Annotated in this window: 20 protein-coding genes and 1 tRNA gene; 18 read left to right on the plus strand and 3 right to left on the minus strand. The window is 64.5% G+C overall.

What is annotated here, in order from left to right; genetic code table 11:
• The first annotated feature begins 54 nt into the window (after positions 1-54).
• From AC4FWB_RS26610 to AC4FWB_RS26620, 3 genes are all read left to right on the plus strand, one after another.
• Entirely contained in the window at positions 55-5,100 is a 5,046-nt protein-coding gene (locus tag AC4FWB_RS26610; RefSeq protein ID WP_491029212.1) for an autotransporter domain-containing protein, read from the plus strand.
• Positions 5,101-5,240: 140 nt separating this feature from the next.
• A complete protein-coding gene (locus AC4FWB_RS26615; protein ID WP_491029213.1) occupies positions 5,241-6,035 on the plus strand; it encodes a SapC family protein in 795 nt (264 codons plus the stop codon).
• Positions 6,035-6,679, plus strand: coding sequence for an invasion associated locus B family protein (locus AC4FWB_RS26620; protein ID WP_491029214.1), 645 nt, complete (start codon positions 6,035-6,037; stop codon positions 6,677-6,679). The genes AC4FWB_RS26615 and AC4FWB_RS26620 overlap by 1 nt, the downstream gene beginning before the upstream one ends.
• Positions 6,680-7,195: 516 nt before the next feature.
• Here AC4FWB_RS26620 and AC4FWB_RS26625 read toward each other — a convergent pair.
• Positions 7,196-7,285: transfer RNA gene (locus AC4FWB_RS26625), tRNA-Ser, on the minus strand.
• 328 nt (positions 7,286-7,613) lie between these two features.
• Between AC4FWB_RS26625 and rplU the strand changes: the two genes are divergently transcribed.
• The 3 genes from rplU to AC4FWB_RS26640 all read left to right on the plus strand — a co-directional run bounded on the left by rplU (position 7,614) and on the right by AC4FWB_RS26640 (position 9,402).
• Positions 7,614-8,321 carry a 50S ribosomal protein L21 gene (rplU, locus tag AC4FWB_RS26630; RefSeq protein ID WP_491029215.1) on the plus strand — a complete coding sequence of 236 codons (708 nt, stop codon included), beginning with the start codon at positions 7,614-7,616 and terminating at the stop codon, positions 8,319-8,321.
• 99 nt (positions 8,322-8,420) lie between these two features.
• A complete protein-coding gene (gene rpmA, locus AC4FWB_RS26635) occupies positions 8,421-8,690 on the plus strand; it encodes a 50S ribosomal protein L27 (RefSeq protein WP_059189273.1) in 270 nt (89 codons plus the stop codon).
• A gap of 124 nt (positions 8,691-8,814) precedes the next feature.
• Positions 8,815-9,402 carry a GNAT family N-acetyltransferase gene (locus AC4FWB_RS26640; RefSeq protein WP_491029216.1) on the plus strand — a complete coding sequence of 196 codons (588 nt, stop codon included), beginning with the start codon at positions 8,815-8,817 and terminating at the stop codon, positions 9,400-9,402.
• 75 nt (positions 9,403-9,477) lie between these two features.
• Here AC4FWB_RS26640 and AC4FWB_RS26645 read toward each other — a convergent pair whose 3' ends face one another.
• A complete protein-coding gene (locus AC4FWB_RS26645) occupies positions 9,478-10,341 on the minus strand; it encodes an endonuclease/exonuclease/phosphatase family protein (RefSeq protein ID WP_491029217.1) in 864 nt (287 codons plus the stop codon).
• Between the two features lie 203 nt (positions 10,342-10,544).
• On the opposite strand from AC4FWB_RS26645, the gene obgE reads away from it, so the two are divergent.
• From obgE to AC4FWB_RS26670, 5 genes are all read left to right on the plus strand, one after another.
• The gene (gene obgE / locus AC4FWB_RS26650) at positions 10,545-11,573 is read left to right on the plus strand and encodes a GTPase ObgE (RefSeq protein WP_491029218.1); all 1,029 of its coding nucleotides are present in this window, start codon (positions 10,545-10,547) and stop codon (positions 11,571-11,573) included.
• Between the two features lie 5 nt (positions 11,574-11,578).
• Entirely contained in the window at positions 11,579-12,718 is a 1,140-nt protein-coding gene (gene proB, locus AC4FWB_RS26655) for a glutamate 5-kinase (protein ID WP_491029219.1), read from the plus strand.
• Positions 12,719-12,794: 76 nt separating this feature from the next.
• A complete protein-coding gene (locus AC4FWB_RS26660) occupies positions 12,795-14,081 on the plus strand; it encodes a glutamate-5-semialdehyde dehydrogenase (RefSeq protein ID WP_491029220.1) in 1,287 nt (428 codons plus the stop codon).
• 423 nt (positions 14,082-14,504) lie between these two features.
• Positions 14,505-15,137: a nicotinate-nucleotide adenylyltransferase gene (locus tag AC4FWB_RS26665; protein ID WP_491029221.1), complete on the plus strand. Its 633-nt coding sequence runs from the start codon at positions 14,505-14,507 to the stop codon at positions 15,135-15,137.
• 237 nt (positions 15,138-15,374) lie between these two features.
• Positions 15,375-16,655, plus strand: a complete 1,281-nt coding sequence (locus tag AC4FWB_RS26670) for an MFS transporter (protein ID WP_491029222.1) — start codon at positions 15,375-15,377, stop codon at positions 16,653-16,655.
• A 5-nt stretch (positions 16,656-16,660) separates the two neighbouring features.
• Here AC4FWB_RS26670 and AC4FWB_RS26675 read toward each other — a convergent pair whose 3' ends face one another.
• Positions 16,661-17,512, minus strand: coding sequence for a mechanosensitive ion channel family protein (locus AC4FWB_RS26675; protein ID WP_491029223.1), 852 nt, complete (start codon positions 17,510-17,512; stop codon positions 16,661-16,663).
• Between the two features lie 242 nt (positions 17,513-17,754).
• Here AC4FWB_RS26675 and rsfS point away from each other — a divergent pair, with 242 nt between their 5' ends.
• The 7 genes from rsfS to AC4FWB_RS26710 all read left to right on the plus strand — a co-directional run bounded on the left by rsfS (position 17,755) and on the right by AC4FWB_RS26710 (position 23,687).
• Positions 17,755-18,132 (plus strand): ribosome silencing factor, encoded by a 378-nt coding sequence (rsfS, locus tag AC4FWB_RS26680; protein WP_059189846.1) that lies wholly within the window; start codon positions 17,755-17,757, stop codon positions 18,130-18,132.
• Positions 18,133-18,193: 61 nt separating this feature from the next.
• Positions 18,194-18,676 carry a 23S rRNA (pseudouridine(1915)-N(3))-methyltransferase RlmH gene (gene rlmH, locus AC4FWB_RS26685; protein WP_491029224.1) on the plus strand — a complete coding sequence of 161 codons (483 nt, stop codon included), beginning with the start codon at positions 18,194-18,196 and terminating at the stop codon, positions 18,674-18,676.
• Between the two features lie 143 nt (positions 18,677-18,819).
• Positions 18,820-19,080 carry a ribbon-helix-helix domain-containing protein gene (locus AC4FWB_RS26690; RefSeq protein WP_491029225.1) on the plus strand — a complete coding sequence of 87 codons (261 nt, stop codon included), beginning with the start codon at positions 18,820-18,822 and terminating at the stop codon, positions 19,078-19,080.
• 2 nt (positions 19,081-19,082) lie between these two features.
• Complete coding sequence (locus AC4FWB_RS26695) at positions 19,083-19,439, plus strand: type II toxin-antitoxin system RelE/ParE family toxin (protein WP_491029226.1); 357 nt, start codon at positions 19,083-19,085, stop codon at positions 19,437-19,439.
• A 206-nt stretch (positions 19,440-19,645) separates the two neighbouring features.
• A complete protein-coding gene (locus AC4FWB_RS26700) occupies positions 19,646-20,980 on the plus strand; it encodes a murein hydrolase activator EnvC family protein (protein WP_491029227.1) in 1,335 nt (444 codons plus the stop codon).
• 1 nt (position 20,981) lies between these two features.
• Positions 20,982-22,313 (plus strand): S41 family peptidase, encoded by a 1,332-nt coding sequence (locus AC4FWB_RS26705; protein ID WP_491029228.1) that lies wholly within the window; start codon positions 20,982-20,984, stop codon positions 22,311-22,313.
• Positions 22,314-22,487: 174 nt separating this feature from the next.
• Positions 22,488-23,687 (plus strand): divergent polysaccharide deacetylase family protein, encoded by a 1,200-nt coding sequence (locus AC4FWB_RS26710; RefSeq protein WP_491029229.1) that lies wholly within the window; start codon positions 22,488-22,490, stop codon positions 23,685-23,687.
• The last annotated feature ends 13 nt before the right edge of the window (positions 23,688-23,700 follow it).

Genomic DNA, 23,700 nt, shown 5'->3' on the forward strand with positions numbered 1-23,700 from the left:
CGAAGGGTGAATCGGTATCCGGCGGCCGCGCGTTTCTTTGCGGGCCGGGGAACCATGGATACAAGAACAGCTTCGACTTTGGCGCGCGGCGTCACTTCTCAACGCGGCGTCCGGCGCGGCCTGTTGCGCTCTGCCCTGCTGGCCTCGACGGCTCTGGTGCTGGCATCGGTGGCCGCCGGGCCGGGGCGGGCACAGGATGCGACCTGGCAGACCAATCCGGGCTCGGGCGACTTCTTCGACGCGAATAACTGGAGCCCGAACAGCGTGCCGAGCGGTACGGCCACGTTCGGCGCCTCGAACATCACGACGGTGGACCTGAACGCCAACGGCACCTACGGCGGCTGGACATTCAACGCGGGGGCCTCGAACTACACGTTCAACATCCAGAGCGGGGCATTCCAGATCTTCTTGGGAGATGGCATTGTCATCAATGGCGGCAGCGCCACGATCACCAACAACGGCATCCTCAGCTTCAGCAACACCAGCACGGCCGGAACTGCCACCATCACCAACAACGTCTCCCTGCAATTCAACGACACCAGCACGGCTGGTGGCGCCACCATCACCAACAACAATTTCCTGACTTTCGACAATACCAGCACGGCTGGCAGCGCCACCATCACCAGCAACGGTTTCCTGCAATTCTACGGCACCAGCACCGCCGGCAGCGCCAACATCACCAACAGCAGCCTCCTGCAATTCTTCCAAACCAGCAATGCTGGCAGCGCCACCATCACCAACAACAGCGTCCTGCAATTCCACGACACCAGCAGTGCTGATACCGCCGCCATCACCAACAACGTTTTCCTGGACTTCTTACACGCCAGCACGGCGGGCAGTGCCACCATCACCAACACCAACAACAGCGTCCTGAGATTCTTCAATACCAGCACGGCCGGTAACGCCGCCATCATCAACAATGCCGGCGGCACGGTCGATTTCTCGGGCAGCACCGGCCCGAATGGCGATAGCAGGCTGAGCGCCGGCTCGATCGCCGGGGCCGGGAATTACATCCTCGGCGCCAACGAACTCACGGTCGGCTCGAACAACCTCTCGACCGAGGTGAGCGGCGTCATCTCCGGAACCGGCTCGCTGGAAAAGATCGGCACGGGCACGCTGACCCTGACCGGCGCCAACACCTATAGTGGTGGCACCACCATCAACGGCGGCGGCGTGCAGCTTGGCCTTGCCGGCGGCGCGACCGGCTCTATTCAGGGGGCTGTCACCGTCGGTCTCGCGTCCACATTCAATGTCATCAATGCCGACACAAGCGGCATCACGACCATCACCAACAGAGGCTCCCTGAGATTCTTCGATACCAACTCTGCCGGAAGCGCCACCATCTTCAACAACAGCGGCGGCACCCTGTCATTCAACGACACCAGCTCTGCCGGCAACGCCACCATCACCAACAACAGCGATATCCGCTTTTACAATTCCAGCTCCGCCGGCAGCGCCCTTGCCTTCATCAACAACAATGACGACGTGCAGTTCAACGATACCAGCACGGCCGGCAGTTCGACCATCGTCAACAACAATACCTTGGCTTTCACCGCCAGCAGCAATGCGGGCAACGCCACCATCAACAATAGCAGCTCTGGCGCTATGAGCTTCGAAGGTAGCGCCTCGGCGGGCAGCGCCACCATCACCAACATCGGCACGCTGAGCTTCTGGAGCACCAGCACGGGCGGCACCGCCACCATCACCAACAATGTCTTCCAGACTTTCTACCAGACCAGCTCTGCCGGCAGTTCGACCGTCTACAACAACTTCATTCTGGATTTCCTGGACAGCAGCACGGCGGGCAGCGCCACCATCAACAACAGCGGCACCGGCCTCGTGCGATTCAACGACACCAGCACGGCAGGCAGCTCGACCATCATCAACAATGCCCTCAGCTCCCTGCAATTCAACAACAGCAGCACGGCAGGCGATGCCACGATCACCAACGGCGGCACCATGCAATTCGGTAATGTCAGCACAGCGGGCAATGCCACGATCACCAACACCGGCATGGGCTATCTGCGATTCAACGACAACAGCAATGCCGGCAACGCCGCCCTGATCAACAGTTCCGGCGGCACGGTCGATTTCTTGAACAGCACTGGACCGAATGGCGATAATCGGCTGAGCGCGGGGTCGATCGCCGGGGCCGGCTTCTATCTCCTCGGCGCCAACGAATTGACGGTCGGCTCGAACAACCTCTCGACCGAGGTGAGCGGCGTCATTTCCGGCACCGGTTCGCTGGTCAAGACCGGCACCGGCACGCTGACCCTGACCGGGAACAACACCTATACCGGCGGCACGACGGTTGCCGGCGGGACGCTCCAGTTCGGCAACGGCGTGTCGGGCGGCGTCATCACTCAGGCCGGCAGCATCAATGTCACCGGCGGCACGCTGGCGATCCAGGCGCCGGCGATCCTGAATGTCGTCCAGAATGTGACCCTGGGCAACAACACCGCCCTGTCCATCACCGCAGGCGCGGCCAGCCCCGCGCTCTCCGCCGACAGCCTCACGATCGGCAACGGCGTTGCCTTCAACATCAGCGGCATCACCGATGCGAGCCAGCTCGACATGGTGCTGATCAATACGACATCCGGAATCAGCGGCGATTTCGCCAGCATCAACGTCGGCGGCTTCGCCGGCACGGTGGATTATCTCACCGCCACCACCCACAAATCGGCTGACGGCCTGCAATATCTCGCCAGCTATGGCCTGACCTGGAACGCCGGCAACAATCTCGCCAATGGCACCTTCACGCTGACCAACGCGACCGACAGCTTCACGGTCGGGGCGGTGCTGGCCGATCAGGCGGCGAACCCTGCGACCGGCTGGAACGGCACCTCGCTCACCAAGGCCGGCGCGGGCACGCTGATCCTCACCGGAACCAACACCTATAGTGGCGGCACGACGATCTCCGGCGGCACATTGCAGATCGGCAATGGCGGCACGACCGGCTCGATCACCGGCAATGTCGTCAACAACAGCGTGCTGGCCTTCAACCGCTCCGATGCGACGACCTTCGCCGGTGTCGTCTCCGGCAGCGGCGCCGTGCAGCAGATCGGTTCGGGCACGCTGACCCTTACCGCGGATAACACCTATACTGGCGGCACGACGATCTTCGGCGGAACGCTCCAGATCGGCAATGGCGGCACGGCCGGCTCGATCACCGGCAATGTCGTCAACGACGGTGCGCTGGCCTTCAACCGCTCCGATGCGATCACCTTCGCCGGTGTCATCTCCGGCAGCGGCGCCGTGCAGCAGATTGGCACGGGCACGACGATCCTCACCGGAGCCAACACCTACAGCGGCGGCACGACGATCTTCGGCGGAACGCTCCAGATCGGCAATGGCGGCACGGCCGGCTCGATCACCGGCAATGTGGTCAATAACGGCGTGCTGGCCTTCAACCGCTCCGATGCCGTGACCTTCGCCGGCGCCATTTCCGGCAACGGCGCCGTGCAGAATATCGGTACGGGCACGCTGACCCTCACCGGCGACTCCTCCGGCTTCACCGGTACGACGACAATTGCCGGCGGAATGCTGGCGGTGAACGGTTCGCTCGGCGGCATGGTGGATGTTCAGACGACAGGCCGCCTCCAGGGTATCGGCACGGTCGGGGGGGCGACCGTCTCGGGCACCATGGCGCCAGGCAACTCGATCGGCACGCTGAACATCGCCGGAAACGTCACCTTTGCGGCCGGCTCGATCTACGAGGTCGAGGTGAACGCGGCGGGGCAGTCCGACAGGATCATCGCGACCGGCGCTGCCACGATCAACGGCGGCTCGGTGAGGGTGCTGGCGGGGGCGGGCAACTACGCATCGCAAACCCAGTACACGATCCTCACCGCGAGCGGCGGACGAACCGGCACATTCACCGGGGGCGTGACCTCGAACCTGGCCTTCCTCGATCCCTCGCTCAGCTACGACGCCAACAATGTCTATCTGACGATGACCCGCAACAATATCGACTTCGCGGGCGTCGGCCTGACTGCGAACCAGATCGCCACCGGCGGCGGCGTCGAGAGCCTCGGCTGGGGTAGCCCGCTCTATGATGCGGTCGTGAACCTGTCGGCGCCGCAAGCGCGGCATGCCTTCGAGCAGCTCTCGGGCGAGATCCATGCCTCGGCCAGGACCGCGCTGATCGAGGACAGCCGCTTCATCCGCAACGCCGTCAACGACCGCATCCGCGCGGCCTTCGATGCCGTCGGCGCGTCGGGCACAGTCTCGACCTATGACGGCGGAAAGCCTGTGACGGTGAAGGCCAACACCGACCGTTTCGCGATCTGGGGCCAGGGCTTCGGCTCGTGGGGCCACACGAGCGGTGACGGCAACGCCGCCCGTCTCAACCGCAAGACCGGCGGCTTCTTCTTCGGCGCTGATGCGCCGGTGTTCGACACCTGGCGCTTCGGCGCCGTCGCCGGTTACAGCCAAACGTCCTTCGACGTGAAGGATCGCCGTTCCTCCGGCTCGAGCGACAACTACTATGTCGGACTCTACGGCGGCACGGCCTGGGGTGATCTCGCCTTCCGAACTGGCGCCGCCTACACTTGGCATGACGTTTCGACAAACCGGAGCGTAATGTTCCCCGGCTTCGGCGGAAGCCTGAAAGGCGACTACAACGCCGCGACGGCACAGATGTTCGGCGAACTCGCCTATGGCTTCAACGCGGGCAGCGCCCGGTTCGAGCCCTTTGCCAACCTTGCCTACGTAAACCTCCACACCGACGGTTTCACCGAGCAGGGCGGCGCAGCGGCGCTGGCCGGCGCCTCGGACAACACCGATTCGACCTTCGCGACGCTCGGCCTTCGTGCCTCGACGGCCTTCGACATCGGCGGGACCACGCTCACTGCGAAGGGCATGGTCGGCTGGCGTCATGCTTTCGGGGACATGGTGCCGACCTCGACCATGCGCTTTGCGGGCGGCGGCAATACCTTCGCCATCGGCGGGGTTCCGATTGCCGAGGATGCCGCGGTGATCGAAGCCGGTCTCGACTACGCGATCACGCCCAGCGCCACCCTGGGCGTCTCCTATGGCGGCCAGTTCGGCTCGGGAATGTCCGATCAGTCGGCCCGCTTCAACTTCAACGCCAAATTCTGATGGAGAGCGGCGTCAAAGAGCACGGTCAGAGCTGATCTGGCGCGGAGCGCTCGATGCACTCGCGAACATAGTGAAAACGGCAATGCAAGAGCCCCATGGGCTGAACAATCACGGCGCTCCTCGCCAGAGCGAAACCTGAGATGACGATGACCAAAAACACACAAGAAATTCCAACAAAACCGCCCCTCCCGCTATTTTACAAGGACCCCGTTCTTCTTCGTTTCGAGGACCATCGCGATGCCGGGCTTGCGCCAGTGGCGGGCTTCGGGTTTGCGCGCGAGGCGGTCGCCATTCCGCTCTGCATCGGCGAATTCGCCATGGCCATGCGGCACTACCCGATCGTCTTCGCCATCGACGACAACGCCGCGCCGATCGCACTCGTCGCGATAAAGCGGGAGCTCAATCTGTTCATCGAGCGCGATGGCTCGTGGCGCGAGAACACCTACATCCCGGCCTATGTGCGCCGCTATCCCTTCATCGGCACCGAGACGCTGGACAAAGCAGGGCAACTGCTCAGCATCGATCGCGCATCGGATCGCTTCGTCCCATCGACCGCGGACCTGCATGACGCGGAGCGACTGTTCGATGAGGCGGGTGGTCCGACCGCGACCGCACAATCGGCGATGACCTTCTGCCAGGCCTACTTCGCCGATGCAACGAACACGGTCGCCTTCGGCCAGGCGCTGATCGCCGCGAACGTGCTGACGCCGTACCACGTGGACTTCAGGCTTCCGGACGGCTCGCAGCACCAGGTGAACGGTTTCTCGGCCGTGGACGAGAAGGCGTTTCGCACGCTTCCGGCCAAGACCGTCACGGACTGGCATGCGAAGGGCTGGCTCGATCTCGTGGCTCTGCATCTCGCTTCGCTTCAGAGTTTCCAGGGGCTTCTCGGCCTCAATGCGCAGCGCGCGAACGAACGAAACGTGGTCGTATGATGACTAAGAAGATTCAGGTTTTTGGTGTGTCAGCGGTTGCCGCTCTAGCGGTTGCCGCCGGCCTGTCAGCGTACATGGCGCCAAGCGTCGCCATCTCGACACCAAGCTCGGCCGCCGCGATCACCGACGGCCACGACGATCCCGCGCCCCGTCGCTTTCAGGTCGCACAGGCGCAGACTGGCGGGGCCGCCGCATCCGGCCTTCCGGGAGGGGCGTCATCGCTAAACGAGACCTACAGGGACTGGCGGGTCGTCTGCGCCCTGCAGGGAGCGGTGAAGCGCTGCGTGCTGTCGCAGGCTCAGACACAGCAGAACGGCCAGCGCGTGCTGACGATCGAGCTGAACGCGCCGAACGGCAATTCGGTTTCCGGAACGCTGGTCCTGCCGTTCGGGCTCGCGCTCGACTCCGGCGTGGCCTTCCAGATCGACGACAGGCCGGCCATGCAGCCGGCCCGCTTCCGCACCTGTGTGCCCGTCGGCTGCATCGTCTCCGTCACCTTCGACACGCCGACGCTGGCCGCGCTGCGCACCGGAACGGCCTTGAAGCTGAAGGCCACGGCCGATGGCGGCGCCGCCGCGCCCTTCTCGATCTCGCTGCACGGCTTCGCCACCGCCCTCGACCGCGTGGCCGCGCTCTCGCGCTGAACGACAAGCAGGCAGCGGCCCCATTTATAGCCGCTCGGTAGACGATGCTGTGGTTGCGCATGGGAAGGCGAAACGGAAAAGGCGATTGCAAGGGCAACGGCGATGGTTCGCCCGATCATCTTGTCACCCGTGGTGAAGCAGCCGGAGCGACCGGACAATGTTGGGTTCCGCCCAGAGCGCATGTCGAATGGCCCTCCGCAGGATGGTCCCTGAGACGACTGACTATCGACCATGGCCGGATTTTTGTCACGAGAGGCTGCGGAATTTCATTCGCGAGGCCGATGTGGGCACGGTAAGGGGATGTAGGGAAGCTCCGAGCCGCCCTCCTTCGCTAAAGCTTCGGAGGGCATCCTGCTTCGCGCTGAGAGGTATTCGGGGACTTGTCCTGCGAAGCGCGCAGCGCGAATGACCGGCTTGAGACGAATGAGCGGCCCTCCTTCGCCGAGGCTTCGGAGGGCATCCTGCTCCGCACGGAGGGTTGGACCTGTCCTGCGAAGCTCAAAGAGCGAAGCAGGATGGCGGAGAGGGAGGGATTCGAACCCCCGATACCCTTGCGAGTATGCCGCATTTCGAGTGCGGTGCATTCGACCACTCTGCCACCTCTCCGCGAGGTCATGGTCGGCCGTTGCCGGCGCGGCGCACTAGATAACGGCTGACCGCAGCAGTTACAAGGCCCTATTCGACCGATTTCCCGCTTCTGCGAAAAGCGACAGCGACGCGACAGGCCGAGCGTTGCCGGCAACGCCGCTCAGGGTATCGTCAAGGGCAAGGCCGGCTTGCCTTGACTTCCGCGCAACCTTCGGTTAGGGACAGCCCGCATTCGGCGTGGAGGGTTCTCCGCGCCGCTTGTTTTTTGAACCCGCAGACTGACAAAAAGACGGCCGGACCGCTTGAGGCGGTTCATCAAGGCCGACCGAACAGCGAAAGGCAAAAAATGTTCGCAGTCATCAAAACGGGCGGCAAGCAGTACCGCGTCGCCGCCAACGATCTGCTCAAGATCGAGAAGCTCGAAGCCAAGGTCGGCGACATCGTCGAGATCGGCAATGTGCTCGCGCATGGCGAGGGCGAGAATGTCGTCTTCGGCGCGCCGTTCGTCGATGGCGCCATGGTCACGGCGGAAGTCGTCGAACAGGGCAAGAACCGCACCGTCATCGCTTTCAAGAAGCGCCGCCGCCAGAATTCGCGCCGCAAGATCGGCCACCGCCAGCTTCTGACCACCGTGCGGATCTCCGAGATCCTGCTGGGTGGCGCCAAGCCGTCGAAGAAGGCCGCCGCCAAGCCGGAAGCCAAGGCCGAGGCGAAGGCAGAAGTTGCCGCCGAGGCGAAGGCCGAAGCCGCGCCGAAGGAGGCCAAGGCCAAGAAGGAAGCCAAGGCTGAGGCCGCTCCGAAGGCGGAAGCCAAGGCCGAGACCGCTGCCGCGCCGCTGTTCAAGGCGCCGAAGGGCGAGCCGGATGACCTGACCGTGATCAAGGGCATCGGCCCGGTCGCGGCGAAGGATCTCGCCGAGCAGGGCATCGTCACCTTCGCGCAGCTCGCCAAGCTGACCGACAAGGACGTCGCCAAGATCGACGAGCACATGCCGTTCAGCGCCGACCAGATCAAGGACTGGCGCGAGCAGGCCAAGGAGCTGGCGAAGAAGTAATTTTTCCGGCGAGACAGTCGCCGGATCGGACTTGAAACGGAACGCGAACGCGTTCATAAGACCTTTCAAGCGCCCCCTGGGCGCATCGGAGTTAGTTAGATGGCACACAAGAAAGCTGGCGGTTCGTCGCGCAACGGTCGCGACTCGCACTCCAAGCGGCTCGGCGTGAAGAAGTTCGGCGGCGAAGCTGTGGTCGCCGGCAACATCATCATTCGTCAGCGCGGCACGCAATGGCACCCGGGCACCAACGTTGGCATGGGCACGGACCACACCCTCTTTGCGCTCGAAGCCGGCGCAGTCGCCTTCAACAAAAAAGCCAACGGCCGAACCTACGTGTCGGTAAACCCGATTACCAAAGCAGCGGAGTAGCCGGTTCCGCACCATAACACCGGCGCCCATCTCGGGAACCGGTGTCTGGCCAGGCCAGGAAAAGGATCAGGAGAGATGGGCTTCCATCTCTCCTTTTTCATTTTTCTTTTCCTGGAGGACTAAAATGGTTGCCGAAGCGGAAGACACCGACGACGAAAGTTACGCGATCGATTGCCCTGTGCTCGCCACCGAGCGCCTGGTCATGCGCGCCCCGCGCGAGAGCGATCTCGAGCAACTCGTTGCCTTGGCCGACAACCGTCACGTCGCGGAAATGCTGGCCCGCATGCCGCATCCCTACGGCGAAGCCGAGGGTCGCGCTTTCCTCGCCATGGCCTCATCGCGCCGCGCCGGCATCGTCTATGCGCTGACGCTCGCCGGCACCGGCACCTTCGTCGGCTGCGCGGGGCTCAACACCACCGATCGCGGGCTGGAGCTGGGCTACTGGATCGGCGAACCCTACTGGAAGCGCGGCTATGCGACGGAAGCCGCGCATGCGCTGGTCGACCTTGCCTTCCAGAAGACCTCGATCCAGGTGCTGCATGCCTCGACCAGGGTCATCAATCCGGCCTCGCGCCGCGTCATCCACAAGTGCGGCTTCCAGTATGCCGGCCAGGGCATGCTGAACTCGATCGTCGCCGGCCAGGTGCCGGTCGAGCGCTATCGCCTAGACAGGAAGACGTGGACCAGCCTGCGGAACTGGGTGCACTTTTAGGATGGTCGATATTCAGGTGTTGCCGGTCTGACCTGAGTCTCGACCTATCTTGGGCGCGCTTGACGATACTGGAGCTCAGCTCAGCTCTACCCAGACCGGCAGGTGATCCGATCCACGCGCTTGCCGGTCGACCCACAGGCGCTTCAGCGAGCCGGCGAGCGAAGCGCTGGTGAAGACATAGTCGATGCGTTTGTGTCGGCCGGCATCGTCGGGGCGCTTGGGGTCGACCCAGGTGAACAGGCCGGAAACGTCGAGGCGCTGGGCGACGTCGACGGCGAGATCGGCGGTCAGCGGCATGCCGAACTCATGGTCCGGACGCCCGGCGAGTTCGACATATTCGGGCGATCCGGGCAGCATGTTGAAGTCGCCCATGACGATAAAGGCCTCCGGGTAGGGCAGGTCCGGCAGACCGATCTCGGGAATGCCGGAAAGGCCACCGCCTTCCAGCGCATAGTTCAAGAGGCGCTGGCGCAGGAAACGGATCTGGCCCTGGCGCTCGACGGGGCTGCGGTGGTCGAGATGGGTGGAGTAGAAGCGGATGAAGCCGAGCGGCGTCTCGATCAGCGCCTCGAGCGCGCCGCGCTGGAAGTTCATCCTTTCCAGACTGCGGCTGCGCGGCAGAAGGAGATTGCGCGACAGATGAATGGGCGTCTTCGACAGCACCATGTTGCCGAGCTGGAAGGTCCTGGTGACGGCGCGGCCGGCATCCAGGCGCGAGCCGATATTGACCTCGAAATTGCTGCCATAGGCGGCAAAATAGTCAGGCAGCGCCTCGCCGATCTCGGCCACCATGTCGCGGTCGCCGTTGCGCGGGTTGTTGCGGGTCACCTCCTGCAAGGCGATGACATCGGCGCCGCGCACGGCGTCGGTAATGCGGCCGACATCGTACTGGCCGTCGAGGCCGATGCCGTACTGGATATTGTAGGTGACGAGCTGCATTCCGGTACTCCAACACCAACGCAGAACCGCGAGAACCGGAAACGATCGTCGCGCGGGATCATTCGCAATCGGCCAGTGCTGGCATGTTTCCCGCGTGCGCAAAAGCGTGTGCCAGCGCTTTCGTCACAAAACAGCCTCGCCCTTGGCCCCGCCTTGGTTTAGAGCAATCGCGCAAGGCAATCAGCAGAAACCTCGAAAATCCGATGAAATTCCTCGACCAAGCCAAAGTTTACATCCGTTCCGGCGACGGCGGCGCCGGTTCGGTGTCGTTCCGACGCGAGAAGTTCATCGAATTCGGCGGGCCTGACGGCGGCGATGGCGGCCGCGGCGGCGATGTCTGGGCGGAAGCGGTCAACGGGCTGAACACGCTGATCGACTACCGCTACCAGCAGCATTTCAAGGCCAAGACCGGCATGCACGGCATGGGCCGCAACATGACCGGCGGCAAGGGCGCCGACATCACGCTGAAAGTGCCGGCCGGCACCCAGGTCTTTGCCGAGGACAATGAGACGCTGATCTGCGATTTGACCGTCGTCGGCCAGCGCTTCCTGCTCGCCAAGGGCGGCAATGGCGGCTTCGGCAACCAGCATTTCAAGACCTCGACCAACCAGGCGCCGCGGCGCGCCAATCCCGGACTGCCTGGCGAGGAGCTGAGCATCTGGCTCAGGCTCAAGCTGATCGCCGACGCCGGCCTCGTCGGCATGCCCAATGCAGGCAAGTCGACCTTCCTCGCCGCCGTCACCGCGGCGAAGCCGAAAATCGCCGACTATCCGTTCACCACGCTCCATCCGGGCCTCGGCGTCGCCCGCATCGACGGCCGCGAATTCGTGCTGGCCGATATTCCGGGTCTGATCGAAGGCGCGCATGAGGGCGTCGGCATCGGCGATCGTTTTCTCGGCCATGTCGAGCGCACGCGCGTGCTGCTTCACCTGGTCTCGGCGCAGGAAGAGAATCCCGGCAAGGCGTACAAGACCGTGCGCGGCGAACTCGAAGCCTACGGTCATGGCCTGGCCGAGAAGGCCGAGATCGTGGCGCTTGCGCAGGTCGACATCCTCGATGCGGAAGCCCGCAAGAAGAAGGCGGCATCGCTGAAGCGCGCCGCCGGCCGCGCGCCGATGCTTTTGTCGGCCGTCACCGGCGAAGGCGTCGAGGCGGTTCTGCGCGCGCTGATGGCGGTGGTCGCCGAAGCGCGCGACGCCGTTCCCGCTCCCGTCGACATGCGCTGGCGGTAAAATCCATGAAATCGCTGACAAAATACCGGCGCATCACGGTGAAGATCGGCTCGGCGCTGCTCGTTGACCGCGCGACCGGCCTGAAGCGCGACTGGCTGACGTCTTTAGCAAACGACATCGCGGTGCTGGCCAATGCCGGCGCGGAGGTGCTCGTCGTCTCGTCGGGCGCCATTGCGCTCGGCCGCACCATCCTGGGACTCGGGAAAAGGGCGTTGAAGCTCGAGGAGAGCCAGGCCGCCGCCGCCGTCGGTCAGATCGCGCTCGCCGGCGCCTGGTCGGATGCGCTCGGCAAGGACGGGCTGAAGTCCGGCCAGATCCTGCTCACGCTCGGCGATACCGAGGAGCGCCGCCGCTACCTCAACGCGCGCGCCACGATCTCGACGCTGCTCAAGATGAAGGCGGTGCCGGTCATCAACGAGAACGACACGGTGGCCACCTCGGAAATCCGCTATGGCGACAACGACCGGCTGGCGGCGCGGGTAGCGACGATGATGGGCGCCGATCTGCTGGTGCTGCTCTCCGACATTGACGGGCTCTACACGGCGCCGCCGGCCAAGGACCCGGGGGCGAAATTCATTCCGGTGGTCGATCGCATCACGCCCGACATCGAGGCGATGGCGGGGGCGGCGGCATCCGAGTTGTCGCGCGGCGGCATGCGGACAAAGCTCGACGCCGGCAAGATCGCCAATGCGGCCGGCACGGCGATGATCATCACCGCCGGCACGCGGCTCTCGCCGCTGATGGCGATCGAGCGCGGCGAGCGCGCCACCTTCTTCCGGCCCAGCGCCAACCCGGTGAAGGGTTACAAGACCTGGATCGCGGGGCAGCTCGAGCCGGCCGGGCGGCTGACCGTCGACGCCGGCGCCGTCGGCGCGCTGAAGTCGGGCAAGTCGCTGCTGCCGGCCGGCGTCAAGCTGGTAAGCGGCAATTTCTCGCGCGGCGACACGGTGGCGATCCTGTCGCCCGAGGGCCGCGAGATCGCGCGGGGTCTGGTTGCCTATGATGCCGCCGATGCCGTAAGGATCGCGGGCTTGAAGACGACCGAGATCGAAAATGTGCTTGGCTATGAGGCGCGCTCGGCGATGATCCATCGCGACGACCTTGTGGTAAACCTTGCCGGCGACCACGTATTGGCCGACGACTAGAGCAATTCCAGGAAAAGTGTGCCGCGGTTTTCCGTCCGGAATTGCGAAAGAACGAAGAGTGAGCGGAGGATAAACCATGCTGAAGCTGCATGAAAAATCCGGGGAAGACACCTTAGCGCTGATGGCCGATATCGGCCGCCGCGCCCGCGCCGCTGCCCGACCGCTGGCCGTCGCCGCGACCGCGGCCAAGAATGACGCTTTGACCGCCATGGCGGATGCCATCCTGCGCAACGAGCAGGCGATCCTCGAGGCCAACGCCATCGACATGTCGAATGGCCAGGAGTCTGGGCTTTCGGCGTCCTTCACGGACCGGCTGAAGCTGACGCCGTCGCGCATCAAGGCGATGGCCGACGGCATCCGCGAGATCGCCGCGCTCGAGGATCCGGTCGGCGACGTGATCGCCGAATGGGATCGGCCGAACGGGCTCCACATCGAGCGCGTGCGCACGCCGCTCGGCGTTATCGGCGTCATCTATGAAAGCCGCCCGAACGTGACGGCCGATGCCGGCGCGCTTTGCCTGAAAGCGGGAAATCCGGTGATCCTGCGCGGCGGCTCGGATTCGATCAATTCGTCGTCGGCGATCCATGCCTGCATGGCCGAGGGATTGAAGGCGGCGGGCCTCCCCGAGGATGCCATCCAGCTGGTGCCGACCACCGACCGCGCCGCCGTCGGCGAGATGCTCAAAGGCTTGGGCGGCAATCTCGACGTCATCATCCCGCGCGGCGGCAAAAGCCTGGTCGGGCGGGTGCAGAACGAGGCGCGGGTGCCGGTCTTCGCGCATCTCGAAGGCATCTGCCATCTCTATGTCGACCGCTCGGCGAATCTCGACATGGCGGTCAAGATCGCCGTCAACGCCAAGATGCGGCGCACCGGTGTGTGCGGCGCGGCGGAGACGCTGCTGGTCGATCGCGCGGTGGCCTCGACACATCTGGTGCCGATCCTCGAGGCGCTGCGCGCCGCCGGCTGCGAGATCCATGCCGATCAAGATGTGATGAAAGCGTTCGCCGCGGCCCTCCCGGCGACCGATGCCGACTGGGTGACGGAATATCTCGACGCCATCATCGCGGTGAAGCTGGTCGACGGCGTCGCCGGTGCGATCGAGCATATCGAGACCTTTTCCTCGCACCATACCGAGGCGATCATCGCCGAGGATCAGCAAGCGGTCGAAAAATTCTTCAACGAGATCGACTCGGCGATCCTTTTGCACAACGCCTCGACGCAGTTCGCCGATGGCGGCGAGTTCGGCATGGGCGCCGAGATCGGCATCGCCACCGGCAAGATGCATGCGCGCGGGCCGGTCGGCGTCGAGCAGCTGACCTCGTTCAAATACCGCGTGCGCGGGTCGGGACAGGTGAGGCCTTGACGTTTTTTGCCCCAAGGGCCTGAAGCTTGCGCCCAGCCTCCCCCCTCCTCTGTCCTACCGGACATCTCCCCCTCAGGGGGCAGGGCAATCGCATATGGCGGCGCCAGCCCCCCACTCCGGCCGCTGCGCGGCCACCTCTCCCCCATGTTCATGGGGGAGAGGAACCCAAGCTTCTCAAGGCCGCGACCCCTTCGCGGTTGGCGTTTCCTCTCCCCCACGAACGTGGGGGAGAGGTGGCTCGGCGAAGCCGAGACGGAGTGGGCGAGCGCCATATGCGATTACCCTGCCTCAGGGGGGGAGATCGGCTGACATTTCCGGTTTCGCCAATCTCCAACGTTGCGAGATTTGTGCCTGCAATTGAGCTGCCAATCTCCCCCCTTGAGGGGGAGATGCCCGGCAGGGCAGAGGGGGGTGCCTAGCACCATGCTTTCGCAGCCCGAGCAGCCCGTCCCCGCCCGATACCTCAAAATGCCGCATGCCGGCAAAGGACTGGCCGTCGGCCTGTTCGGCGGCTCCTTCAATCCGCCGCATGCCGGCCATGCGCTCGTCGCCGAGATCGCGCTGAGACGCCTCGCGCTCGATCAGCTGTGGTGGATCGTGACGCCCGGCAATCCGCTGAAAAGCGCACGCGAACTCACCCCGCTCACCGAACGTATAGCGCTGTCCAAAAAGATCGCCAGGAATCCGAGGATCAAGGTGACCGCCTTCGAGGCGGCGCAGCATGTCCGCTACACCGCCGACACGCTGGCGCTGGTCAAGGCGCGCAATCCCGGCGTCGATTTCGTCTGGATCATGGGCGCCGACAGCTTGCGCGATTTCCATCGCTGGCAGCGCTGGCGGGAGATCGTGCTCACCTTCCCGATCGCGGTCATCGATCGCCCGGGCGCTACGCTTTCCTTCCTGTCGTCGGTGGTCGCCAAGACCTTCGACTATGCCCGCGTCGACGAGGGCGACGCGCCGCGGCTTGCCCGCATGCGGGCGCCGGCCTGGACCTTCATCCACGGCCCGCGTTCGTCGCTTTCCTCCACCGCGATCCGCCAGGCGGCGAAGGGGTAGAACTTTTCCCTTCTCCCCTTGTGGGAGAAGGTGGATCGGCGCGCAGCGCCGAGACGGATGAGGGGTGCTCCAGCTTGACGCGCACCTCAAATCACCGACGCCTCATTTCTTCCAACACCCCTCATCCGTCTTGCCGCTTCGCGGCAATCCACCTTCCCCCACAAGGAGGGAAGGGAAGTCCGGCCATGTCGCTTTTACGGCGGCCTTTTGCTCTTCGGTAAGCCAAGCTGCGAACGCATGCTGGAGAAGAGCCGCACCACGACCGATCCGGGCGCGCAATCGGCGCCGCTGATCGCCATTGCCAGCGTCATCGTTTCGATGGCGCTGATCGCGATCGGCAACGGGCTGATGTTCGCCTTCATCCCCGTGCGGCTCGGCGCCGACGGCTTCGATCCGACCTGGGCCGGACTGATCGTCACCGGCCTTTCGGCCGGCGGGCTCGCCGGCTGTATCCTGACCGGACCGCTCGTCAAGAGAGTTGGCCATGCCCGCGCGTTCATGGTGCTTTCGGCGCTGATTGCGCTCTCCAACGTCGCGATTGGCGCCGGCCCGATGCCGCTGCTGTGGATCGCGGCGCGGGCGCTCTATGGCTTTGCCATTTGTGGCCTCTTCATCGTCGCGCAGAGCTGGCTCAACGATGCCTTGCCGAATGCCATACGCGGCCGGGTCATGGCGGTGTTCTACGTCGCCTATATCGCCGGATTGGGCGTCGGCTATGCGACGCTCGCCGCGGTCGACATCCATACGGCGGCGGTGCCGTTGATCGGCATCGCCTTCACCGCGCTCTCGATCCTGCCGGTGGGCATGACGCGGCTTGCCCAGCCGCCGGCGCCGCAGGCGGCGTCGGTGGCGCTCGGCCAAGCCTGGCGAATCTCGCCGGTCGGCGTCGTCGGCATGCTCGCCGTCGGCGGCCTGTCGATGATCATTTCCGGTTTCGCGCCGATCCACGCCACCGCCAAGGGCTACAGCCAGGCGGATGTGGCGCTGCTTCTGTCGGCGATGCCGGTCGGCACGCTGATCCTGCAGATACCGCTCGGCTGGCTCTCCGACCGCACCGACCGGCGCTATGTGCTGGCGGGGGCGGCGGCGCTCGCGGTGGTGGCGAGCCTCCTCGCCATTGTCTTCGACGGCGGCGCGCTGATGGCGCTGGTGGTGATCTATCTCATCTGGGACGGGGCCTCGGAATCGATCTATTCGCTGTCCAGCGCGCATGCCGCCGACCGCGCCAGGAAGGATGAGCTGCTGGCGCTGTCGAGCTCGCTGCTCTTTGCCTGGTCGCTGTCCGGCTTCATCGTGCCGGGCATCGTGACGGCGCTTTCCGCCGTCTTCGGCACCGAGACCTTCATTTATGTCGGCATTACAATCGCTTCGGCTTTCTGCCTGTTCGTGCTTTGGCGCGTGTTTGCCGCGCGGCCGACGCCCGCCGCCGCCACCGGCAACTTCGCGCCGATGTCGGCGCAGACGCCGCTGCCGGTGGAACTCGCTTTTGGGCCCGACGAACAGTCCCGAGAGAATTGAACCGGCTATTGCTTGCGGGCTTCCGGTGACGGCACTTCAGGCGGCGGCAGCGGGATCGAAATGCCCTCGCTGTCGAAGGCCTGCTTGGCGCGCTTGGTCATGTCGATCTGGGTGGCGAAGTAGTCGGCCGCCGATGTCCAGTAGCGCAAGGTCAGGGAAACCGTTGCCTCGCCCAGGCTCGCCACGAAGGCGATCGGCGCGGGCTCTCGCCGGATGCGCTTCTCGGCACTGGCGGCGGCAAGCAGCGTCTTCTGTCCGCGGTCGATGTCGTTCCACGACCCGATGCTGAGCGTGATATCGGTGCGGCGGACACCATTGCGGGTGAAGTTGCGCACCGGCTGGTTCCATAGAGTCGAGTTGGGCGCCAGGATGTAGACGCCTTCGACGGTGCGCAGCTTGGTCGCGAACAGGCCGATCTCCTCGACCGTGCCGGCGACCGAGCCGACCTCGACAGATTCGCCGATACGGAACGGCCGCAGCGCCAAGAGCATGATGCCGGCGGCGATGTTCTGCAGCGTGCCTTGCAGCGCCAGCCCGATGGCCAGGCCGACAGCGCCGATGGCAGCGATGATGGAAGCGGTCTGCACGCCGAACTGGCCGAGCACCATGATGACGACAAGGATCAGGATGGCGTAGCGGACGATCTTCGAGAAGAAATGGCGAAGCGTGGCGTCGAAGCCGTGGATGTGGCCGAGGCCGGCGAAGATCGAGCGCTCGGCAAGGCCGGCGACGAAATAGCCGGCAATCAGAAGGATGACGGCGCCGAGCGCCGAGAAGGAATAGGAAACGATGAGCGTGCTGAGCTGCGCAAGCCCGGCCTGGACGATGAGAAGTGCGTCTTGCGGGTCTGTTGGCATGGTGAAGTCCCCTTTGTCCGGTCAGCCGATAACCCGTGCGGCGGCCAGGAGTTCCGATCTTTCCGAGCTTCCTTGAGCAGGCGAGCGCCGATGCGCGACTTCCCCTGAAACGGCGCCAGTCTTGAAACTGCAATGGAACTCTGCCTATCTAAGTGGTGTCACCTGATTTGCGGGGTGATTTGGTTGTTCTTATTGGGAAAGGAAACACACTGAGAACAGCGCTGCGGAAGAAGGCCGACATCGTGCCTTCGCCGGCCGGGATCAGCGGAAGCGATGCTGCCTCCCTCGCCATCAAGACAGTCCTTGCCAGTCTGGAAGACTCCAAGGCCGAAAACATCGTCTCAATCGACATCCAGGGTAAATCGAGCCTCGGCGACTACATGGTCGTCGCGTCGGGCCGATCGCACCGTCATGTCTCGGCTGTCGCCGATCATCTCCTCAAGGCGCTCAAGGATGCCGGTCTCGGCATGGCGCGGGTCGAGGGGCTGGCCAGCGCCGACTGGGTCCTGATCGATTCGGGCGACATCATCGTCCATGTCTTCCGTCCCGAAGTCCGCGAATTCTACAATCTCGAAAAGATGTGGCAGGCGCCGGACCTCGAGGAAGAGACCTTGCACTGAGCCGTATCGCATGCCGTGACCATTCCGGTCCGGTATCGATCGACGGCTCGCCGAGGCGAGGATGAAGATTACCGTTCATGCCGTGGGCCGGATGAAGACCGGCCCCGAGAGAGAACTGGCCGACCGCTATTTCGAGCGCTTCGCCAAGAGCGGGCCCGCGGTCGGGCTGGACTTTGCCGGCATCGTCGAGACACCCGAGAGTCGCGGCCAGAGCGCCGACGAGCGCCGCCGCGAGGAGGGCCTGAAGCTGCAGGCCCAGTTGCAGCAGGGTACCGTGCTCATCCTGCTCGACGAGCGCGGCAAGGCGCTGTCCTCCGAGGATCTGGCGGCACGCATCGGCCAGTTGCGCGACGGCGGCCGCAAGGCGCTGGTCATTGGGATCGGCGGTGCCGACGGCCATGACAAATCCCTGCGCGAAGAGGCCGATCTGGTGCTGTCCTTCGGGGCGCTGACCTGGCCGCATCAACTGGCGCGCGTGATGCTGGGCGAGCAGCTCTACCGGATCGCCACGATCCTCTCCGGACACCCATATCATCGCTCCTGATGTCGCGGTCAAAGGCCAGACGAGGGCTGAAAAGCCAGGAGACAGCGCGCTCGGTCGGGCGGCTGCCAAGAACGGCCGACGTAGCAAATATTGACAATATTTGCGACGCTTTCCATAATCTGGAGGAAGCAAAGGATTGGCTCATGGCCGCAGATAACAGCATCCATGTCCGCGTCGGCGGTCAACTCCAGGCCCATCTGCAACAGCAGATTGGCGAGAACGGCCTTTATGAAAACGCCAGCGAATATATCCGTGCCCTGATCCGCCGCGATCTACAGACACGCAACGAAGCGTGGGACTGGCTAAAAAGGCAGCTTGAGCCGGGTCTGAGAGCTGACGAGAGCGAATTCCAGGCCGTATCGGCCCAGGATGTTGTTCGGCGCAATCAAGGCCGAAGCCTCTAGGCATGGCAGGGTACCTGTTCTACCCGCCGGCGGATGCAGCGCAGGACCACATCTGGAACGATACTGTCGAGAAATGGGGCGAAGCTCAGGCTATCCGCTATATCACGGACTTGCATCAGCACTTGCAAACCCTTTCCGAAGCACCTGCCCTTTGGCGAAAGCTCCCCGGCAATCTGGCGATCCCGGCCGATTTGAAGATGGACGCCTATTTCAGTCACTGCGGCCGTCACTACGTGTTCTTTCGCAAGCTTTCCGGCGACCGGATCGGCGTCATAAGCATCCTGCATGATCGTATGGACGTGCCTGTACGCCTGACCGAGGATCTACGGACCCTGGAAGCGCGATCGGAAGACACCTAAAGCGCGTCGCGATCCTTCAGATTCGCTCCCTGCGCTTTAGGGTTTTGATTTTACGCATGTCTTTGTCCCGAAACCGGTTCCCACTTTCGGGAGACATGCTTTAGTTCTCCGGATTTCCGCCTCAATGACCCGACATCACAGTTGTTGCGGTGCTTCCAACATGGTTGATGGTTCGTTAACGAAGCGGCGGATAGAGTCGAGGCCTGATGTCTGAAGGCTGGAATTCGAGAACGCGCGCCTGGCGCAGCCGCTGCGGCTTGACACTTGTCGCCGCGCTGATTGCGCTCGCGCCGGCCCGGGCTGCGGAAAACACGCTCGATCGCGCGCCCGATCCGGACCAGAGCCGGGTCGAATACGAGCAGGTTTCCAAGGAAATCACCCTGTCGTCCGAGCGGCTGGCCCAGCTCGCCGCCGATGTCGCGACGGTCAGGAAGGACCATGCCTCGATCAGCGCGGCGCTGATCCAGTCGGCCATGACCGAGCAGAAGCTCGGCCAGGACATCGAGGACATAGGCGCCAAGCTGGAAGGGCTGAAGGCGGAGGAAGAGAAGCTGCACGCCTCGCTCGTCGCGCGCCGCGACGTGCTCGCCGAAGTGCTCGGCGCCTTGCAGCGCATGGGGCTTAACCCGCCGCCGGCGATCCTGGTCAAGCCGGAGGACGCGCTGTCGTCGGTGCGCAGCGCCATCCTGCTCGGCGCCGTGGTGCCGGAATTGCGCCAGCAGACCGACAGGCTGCTTGCCGATCTCAAGGAACAGACCCGGGTGACGACCTCGATCGAGGCCGAACGGGGGCGGCTCACCGCTGCCGTCACCGAGCAGGCGGCGGAAAAGAAGCGGCTCACCATGCTGCTCGAGGCCAAGCAGAAGCTGCAGGCCGATACCGAAGCGGCTTTAACCGCCGAGCAGCAGCGCTCGCAGCAGCTGGCGGCCAAGGCCAGCAGCCTCAAGGACCTCATCGCCTCGCTCGAGGCCAACAAGGCGCGCAGGGCGGCCGATCAGGCCAGCGCGGCCGAGCGGAAATCGGCGGATGGCGACACGACGGCCTCCACGACCGAACCCGCCGCGTTGCCGGCGCCGGAGGGCAACCGTTTGACCGCTTCCGCTCCGTTCGCGGCGCAGCAGGGCCAGGTCGCGCTGCCGGTCATCGGCAAGATCAAACGGCGCTTCGGGACCGACGACGGCAACGGCGCAATGATGCAGGGCGACATGGTTGCGACACAATCGGGAGCCATCGTCACCGCACCGGCGGACGGAAACGTGCTTTATGCGGGGCCGTTTCGCTCCTATGGTCAACTCTTGATCCTCAACGCCGGCGACGGGTATCATGTCGTCCTGGCGGGGATGAGCAGAATCAGCGTCGCGACCGGACAGTCGGTGCTCGCAGGAGAACCGGTCGGCGCGATGGGAGAGGCCCGGGTGGCAAGCACCTCGGCCTCGCAGAATGGAAATGCCACGCCGGAGCTCTATGTTGAGTTCCGCAAGGATGGAAAACCCGTCGATCCGGCACCTTGGTGGGCGGACCGATTTTCTGGAAGGACGTGAAATGATGCGGAAATTGTCGCTTCTGTTTGCCGGCGCGCTGATGGGCGCATCGGCAATGAGCCTGGTCTACGGCGCACCCGGCTCGGCGGCGAACGCTGCGGGCTCCGAGACCTACAAGCAGCTGGCGATCTTCGGCGACATCTTCGAGCGTGTGCGCGCGCAATATGTGACGCCGCCGGACGACAAGTCACTGGTCGAGAACGCCATCAACGGCATGCTCTCTTCGCTCGACCCGCACTCCTCTTACATGAATGCCGAGCAGGCGCAGGATATGCGCGTGCAGACCAAGGGCGAGTTCGGCGGCCTCGGCATCGAGGTCACCATGGAAAACGACCTCGTCAAGGTGATCACGCCGATCGACGACACGCCGGCCGCCAAGGCGGGCGTGCTTGCCGGCGACTACATCGCCAAGATCGATGGCGAAGAGGTGCGCGGCCTGACCCTCAATGACGCCGTCGAGAAGATGCGCGGCCCGGTCAACACGCCGATCAAGCTCACGATCCTGCGCCAGGGCGCCGACAAGCCGATCGAGCTGACGGTGGTGCGCGACATCATCAAGGTCAAGGCGGTGAAGTACCGCGTCGAGAACGACGTCGGCTACATGAAGATCACCTCCTTCACCGAGAAGACCTATGACGATCTCGAGAACGCCATCGAGAACATCAAGAAGCAGGTGCCGAACGACAAGCTGAAGGGCTATGTGCTCGATCTGCGCCTCAACCCGGGCGGCCTGCTCGACCAGGCGGTGAGCGTGTCGGATGCGTTCCTGAAGCGCGGCGAGATCGTCTCGACCCGCGGTCGCGACCCGAAGGACGTCACCCGCTTCGACGCCAAGCCGAAGCAGAACGACGACATCAACGGCAAGCCGCTGATCGTGCTGGTCAATGGCGGCTCGGCGAGCGCGTCCGAGATCGTCGCCGGCGCGCTGCAGGATCTGCGCCGCGCCACGGTGGTGGGCTCGCAGTCCTTCGGCAAGGGCTCGGTGCAGACCATCATCCCGCTCGGCGAGAATGGCGCGCTCAGGCTCACCACGGCGCTCTACTACACGCCGTCCGGCAAGTCGATCCAGGGCAAGGGTATCACGCCCGATATCAAGGTCGACCAGCCGCTGCCGCCGGACCTGCAGGGCAGGGACCTGACCCGTGGCGAATCCGACCTCAAGGGCCACATCAAGGGCGCCGATGAGAGCTCCACCGGCTCCGGCTCGGCCGCCTATGTGCCGCCGGAACCGAAGGACGACCTGCAGCTGATCTATGCCGAGCAGCTGCTGCGCGGCCAAAAGACCGATCCGTCGTTCCCGCCGAACCCGGACAAGGCCGTGTTGAACCAGTAATGCGGGTATGGCCGGGGTAAATCTCTGGCCGGCGAACCGAAGCGATGCGATGCTGCCGGGACCGCGAGGTTCCGGCAGTTTGATTCGGGGATGAGGCGCCGGGGCGCCGGGGGTTGAATTCGCTCGTGAGCGCTGACAATGCGATCAGTCGCGCCACGGGCCTGGGGATGCGGCTTGGCTGACATCGGCAAGGATATCGAACGCCCGCTCGGACAGACGCTCCGGCCTCAGCGCTCCGCCTCGCGCGGCATCAGCGCCGGCACGCTTGGCGCGGCGGTCGCGATCCTCGCCGTGATCGGCATTTCCGGGGCGATCGCGCTGCGCGAGAAGCCTTTCCGTAAGCCGGAGGAAATAGCCGTTTCGACGCCGAAGGTGACCGTGGCTCCAGCTCCAGCTCCAGTGCCGGCGCCTGCGCCAGCGCCGGCTGAAACGGCAACAGCGAGCCCCAATGCGAGCACGCCGATGAAGAGCGGCGGCCCGCAGATCATCCATGTCCAGACCGAAGACGGCGACGGCCCACCCAAAGCCGGGATCGTCATCCGCGACCCCTCCGCGCTCGGGCAGAATCTGAAGGTCGCCCATATTCCGGACAGGGCGCTGATCGAGGCCAGCGACAGCGGTCCGCTGCCGATCCGCGCCGCCGACGGCAGGCGGCCCTTCGATGTCTATGCCCGGCCATGGTCCGGCGCGCGCGGCGCGCGCGTGGCGATCGTCATCGGCGGACTTGCCGTCTCGCAGACCGGCACGCAGGCGGCGATCGCCAAGTTGCCGGCCGAGGTGACGCTGGCTTTCGCTCCGCAAGGCAACAGCATCGACCGCTGGATGAAGGCGGCGCGGCAAGGCGGGCACGAGATCGTCATGCAGATACCGCTCGAGCCGTTCGACTATCCGAGCGTCAATCCGGGGCGCAATACGCTGACGGTTTCGGCAAGCCCGGACGAGAATCAGAAGAGCCTGCACTGGGCACTGTCCAGGACGACCAACTATACCGGCGTCATGAACTATATGGGGGCGCGCTTTTCGGCCGATGCAAACGCGATGGGACCGTTCATGGCCGAGCTCGGCAAACGAGGGCTTGCCTATGTCGACGACGGCTCGTCCGCGCGGAGCCTGGCGCCCGACCTCGCGCTGAAGGACGGCGTGCCGTTCGTCGCCGGCGACATGGCGATCGACGCGGTGCAGGATCGCGGCGAGATACTCAAGAAGCTGGACAGCCTCGAAGCGACCGCACGCGCCAAGGGAACCGCCGTCGGCATCGGCTCGGCTTTCGACATCACCGTCGACACGGTGGCGTCCTGGGTCGCCGAGGCGAAGAAGCGCGGCATCGAGATCGTGCCGATTTCCGCTGTCGCCATTGACCCCCAGAAACGCTAGTCATCGGTTCTCG

The organism is Mesorhizobium sp. LEGMi-168a (assembly GCF_058312955.1).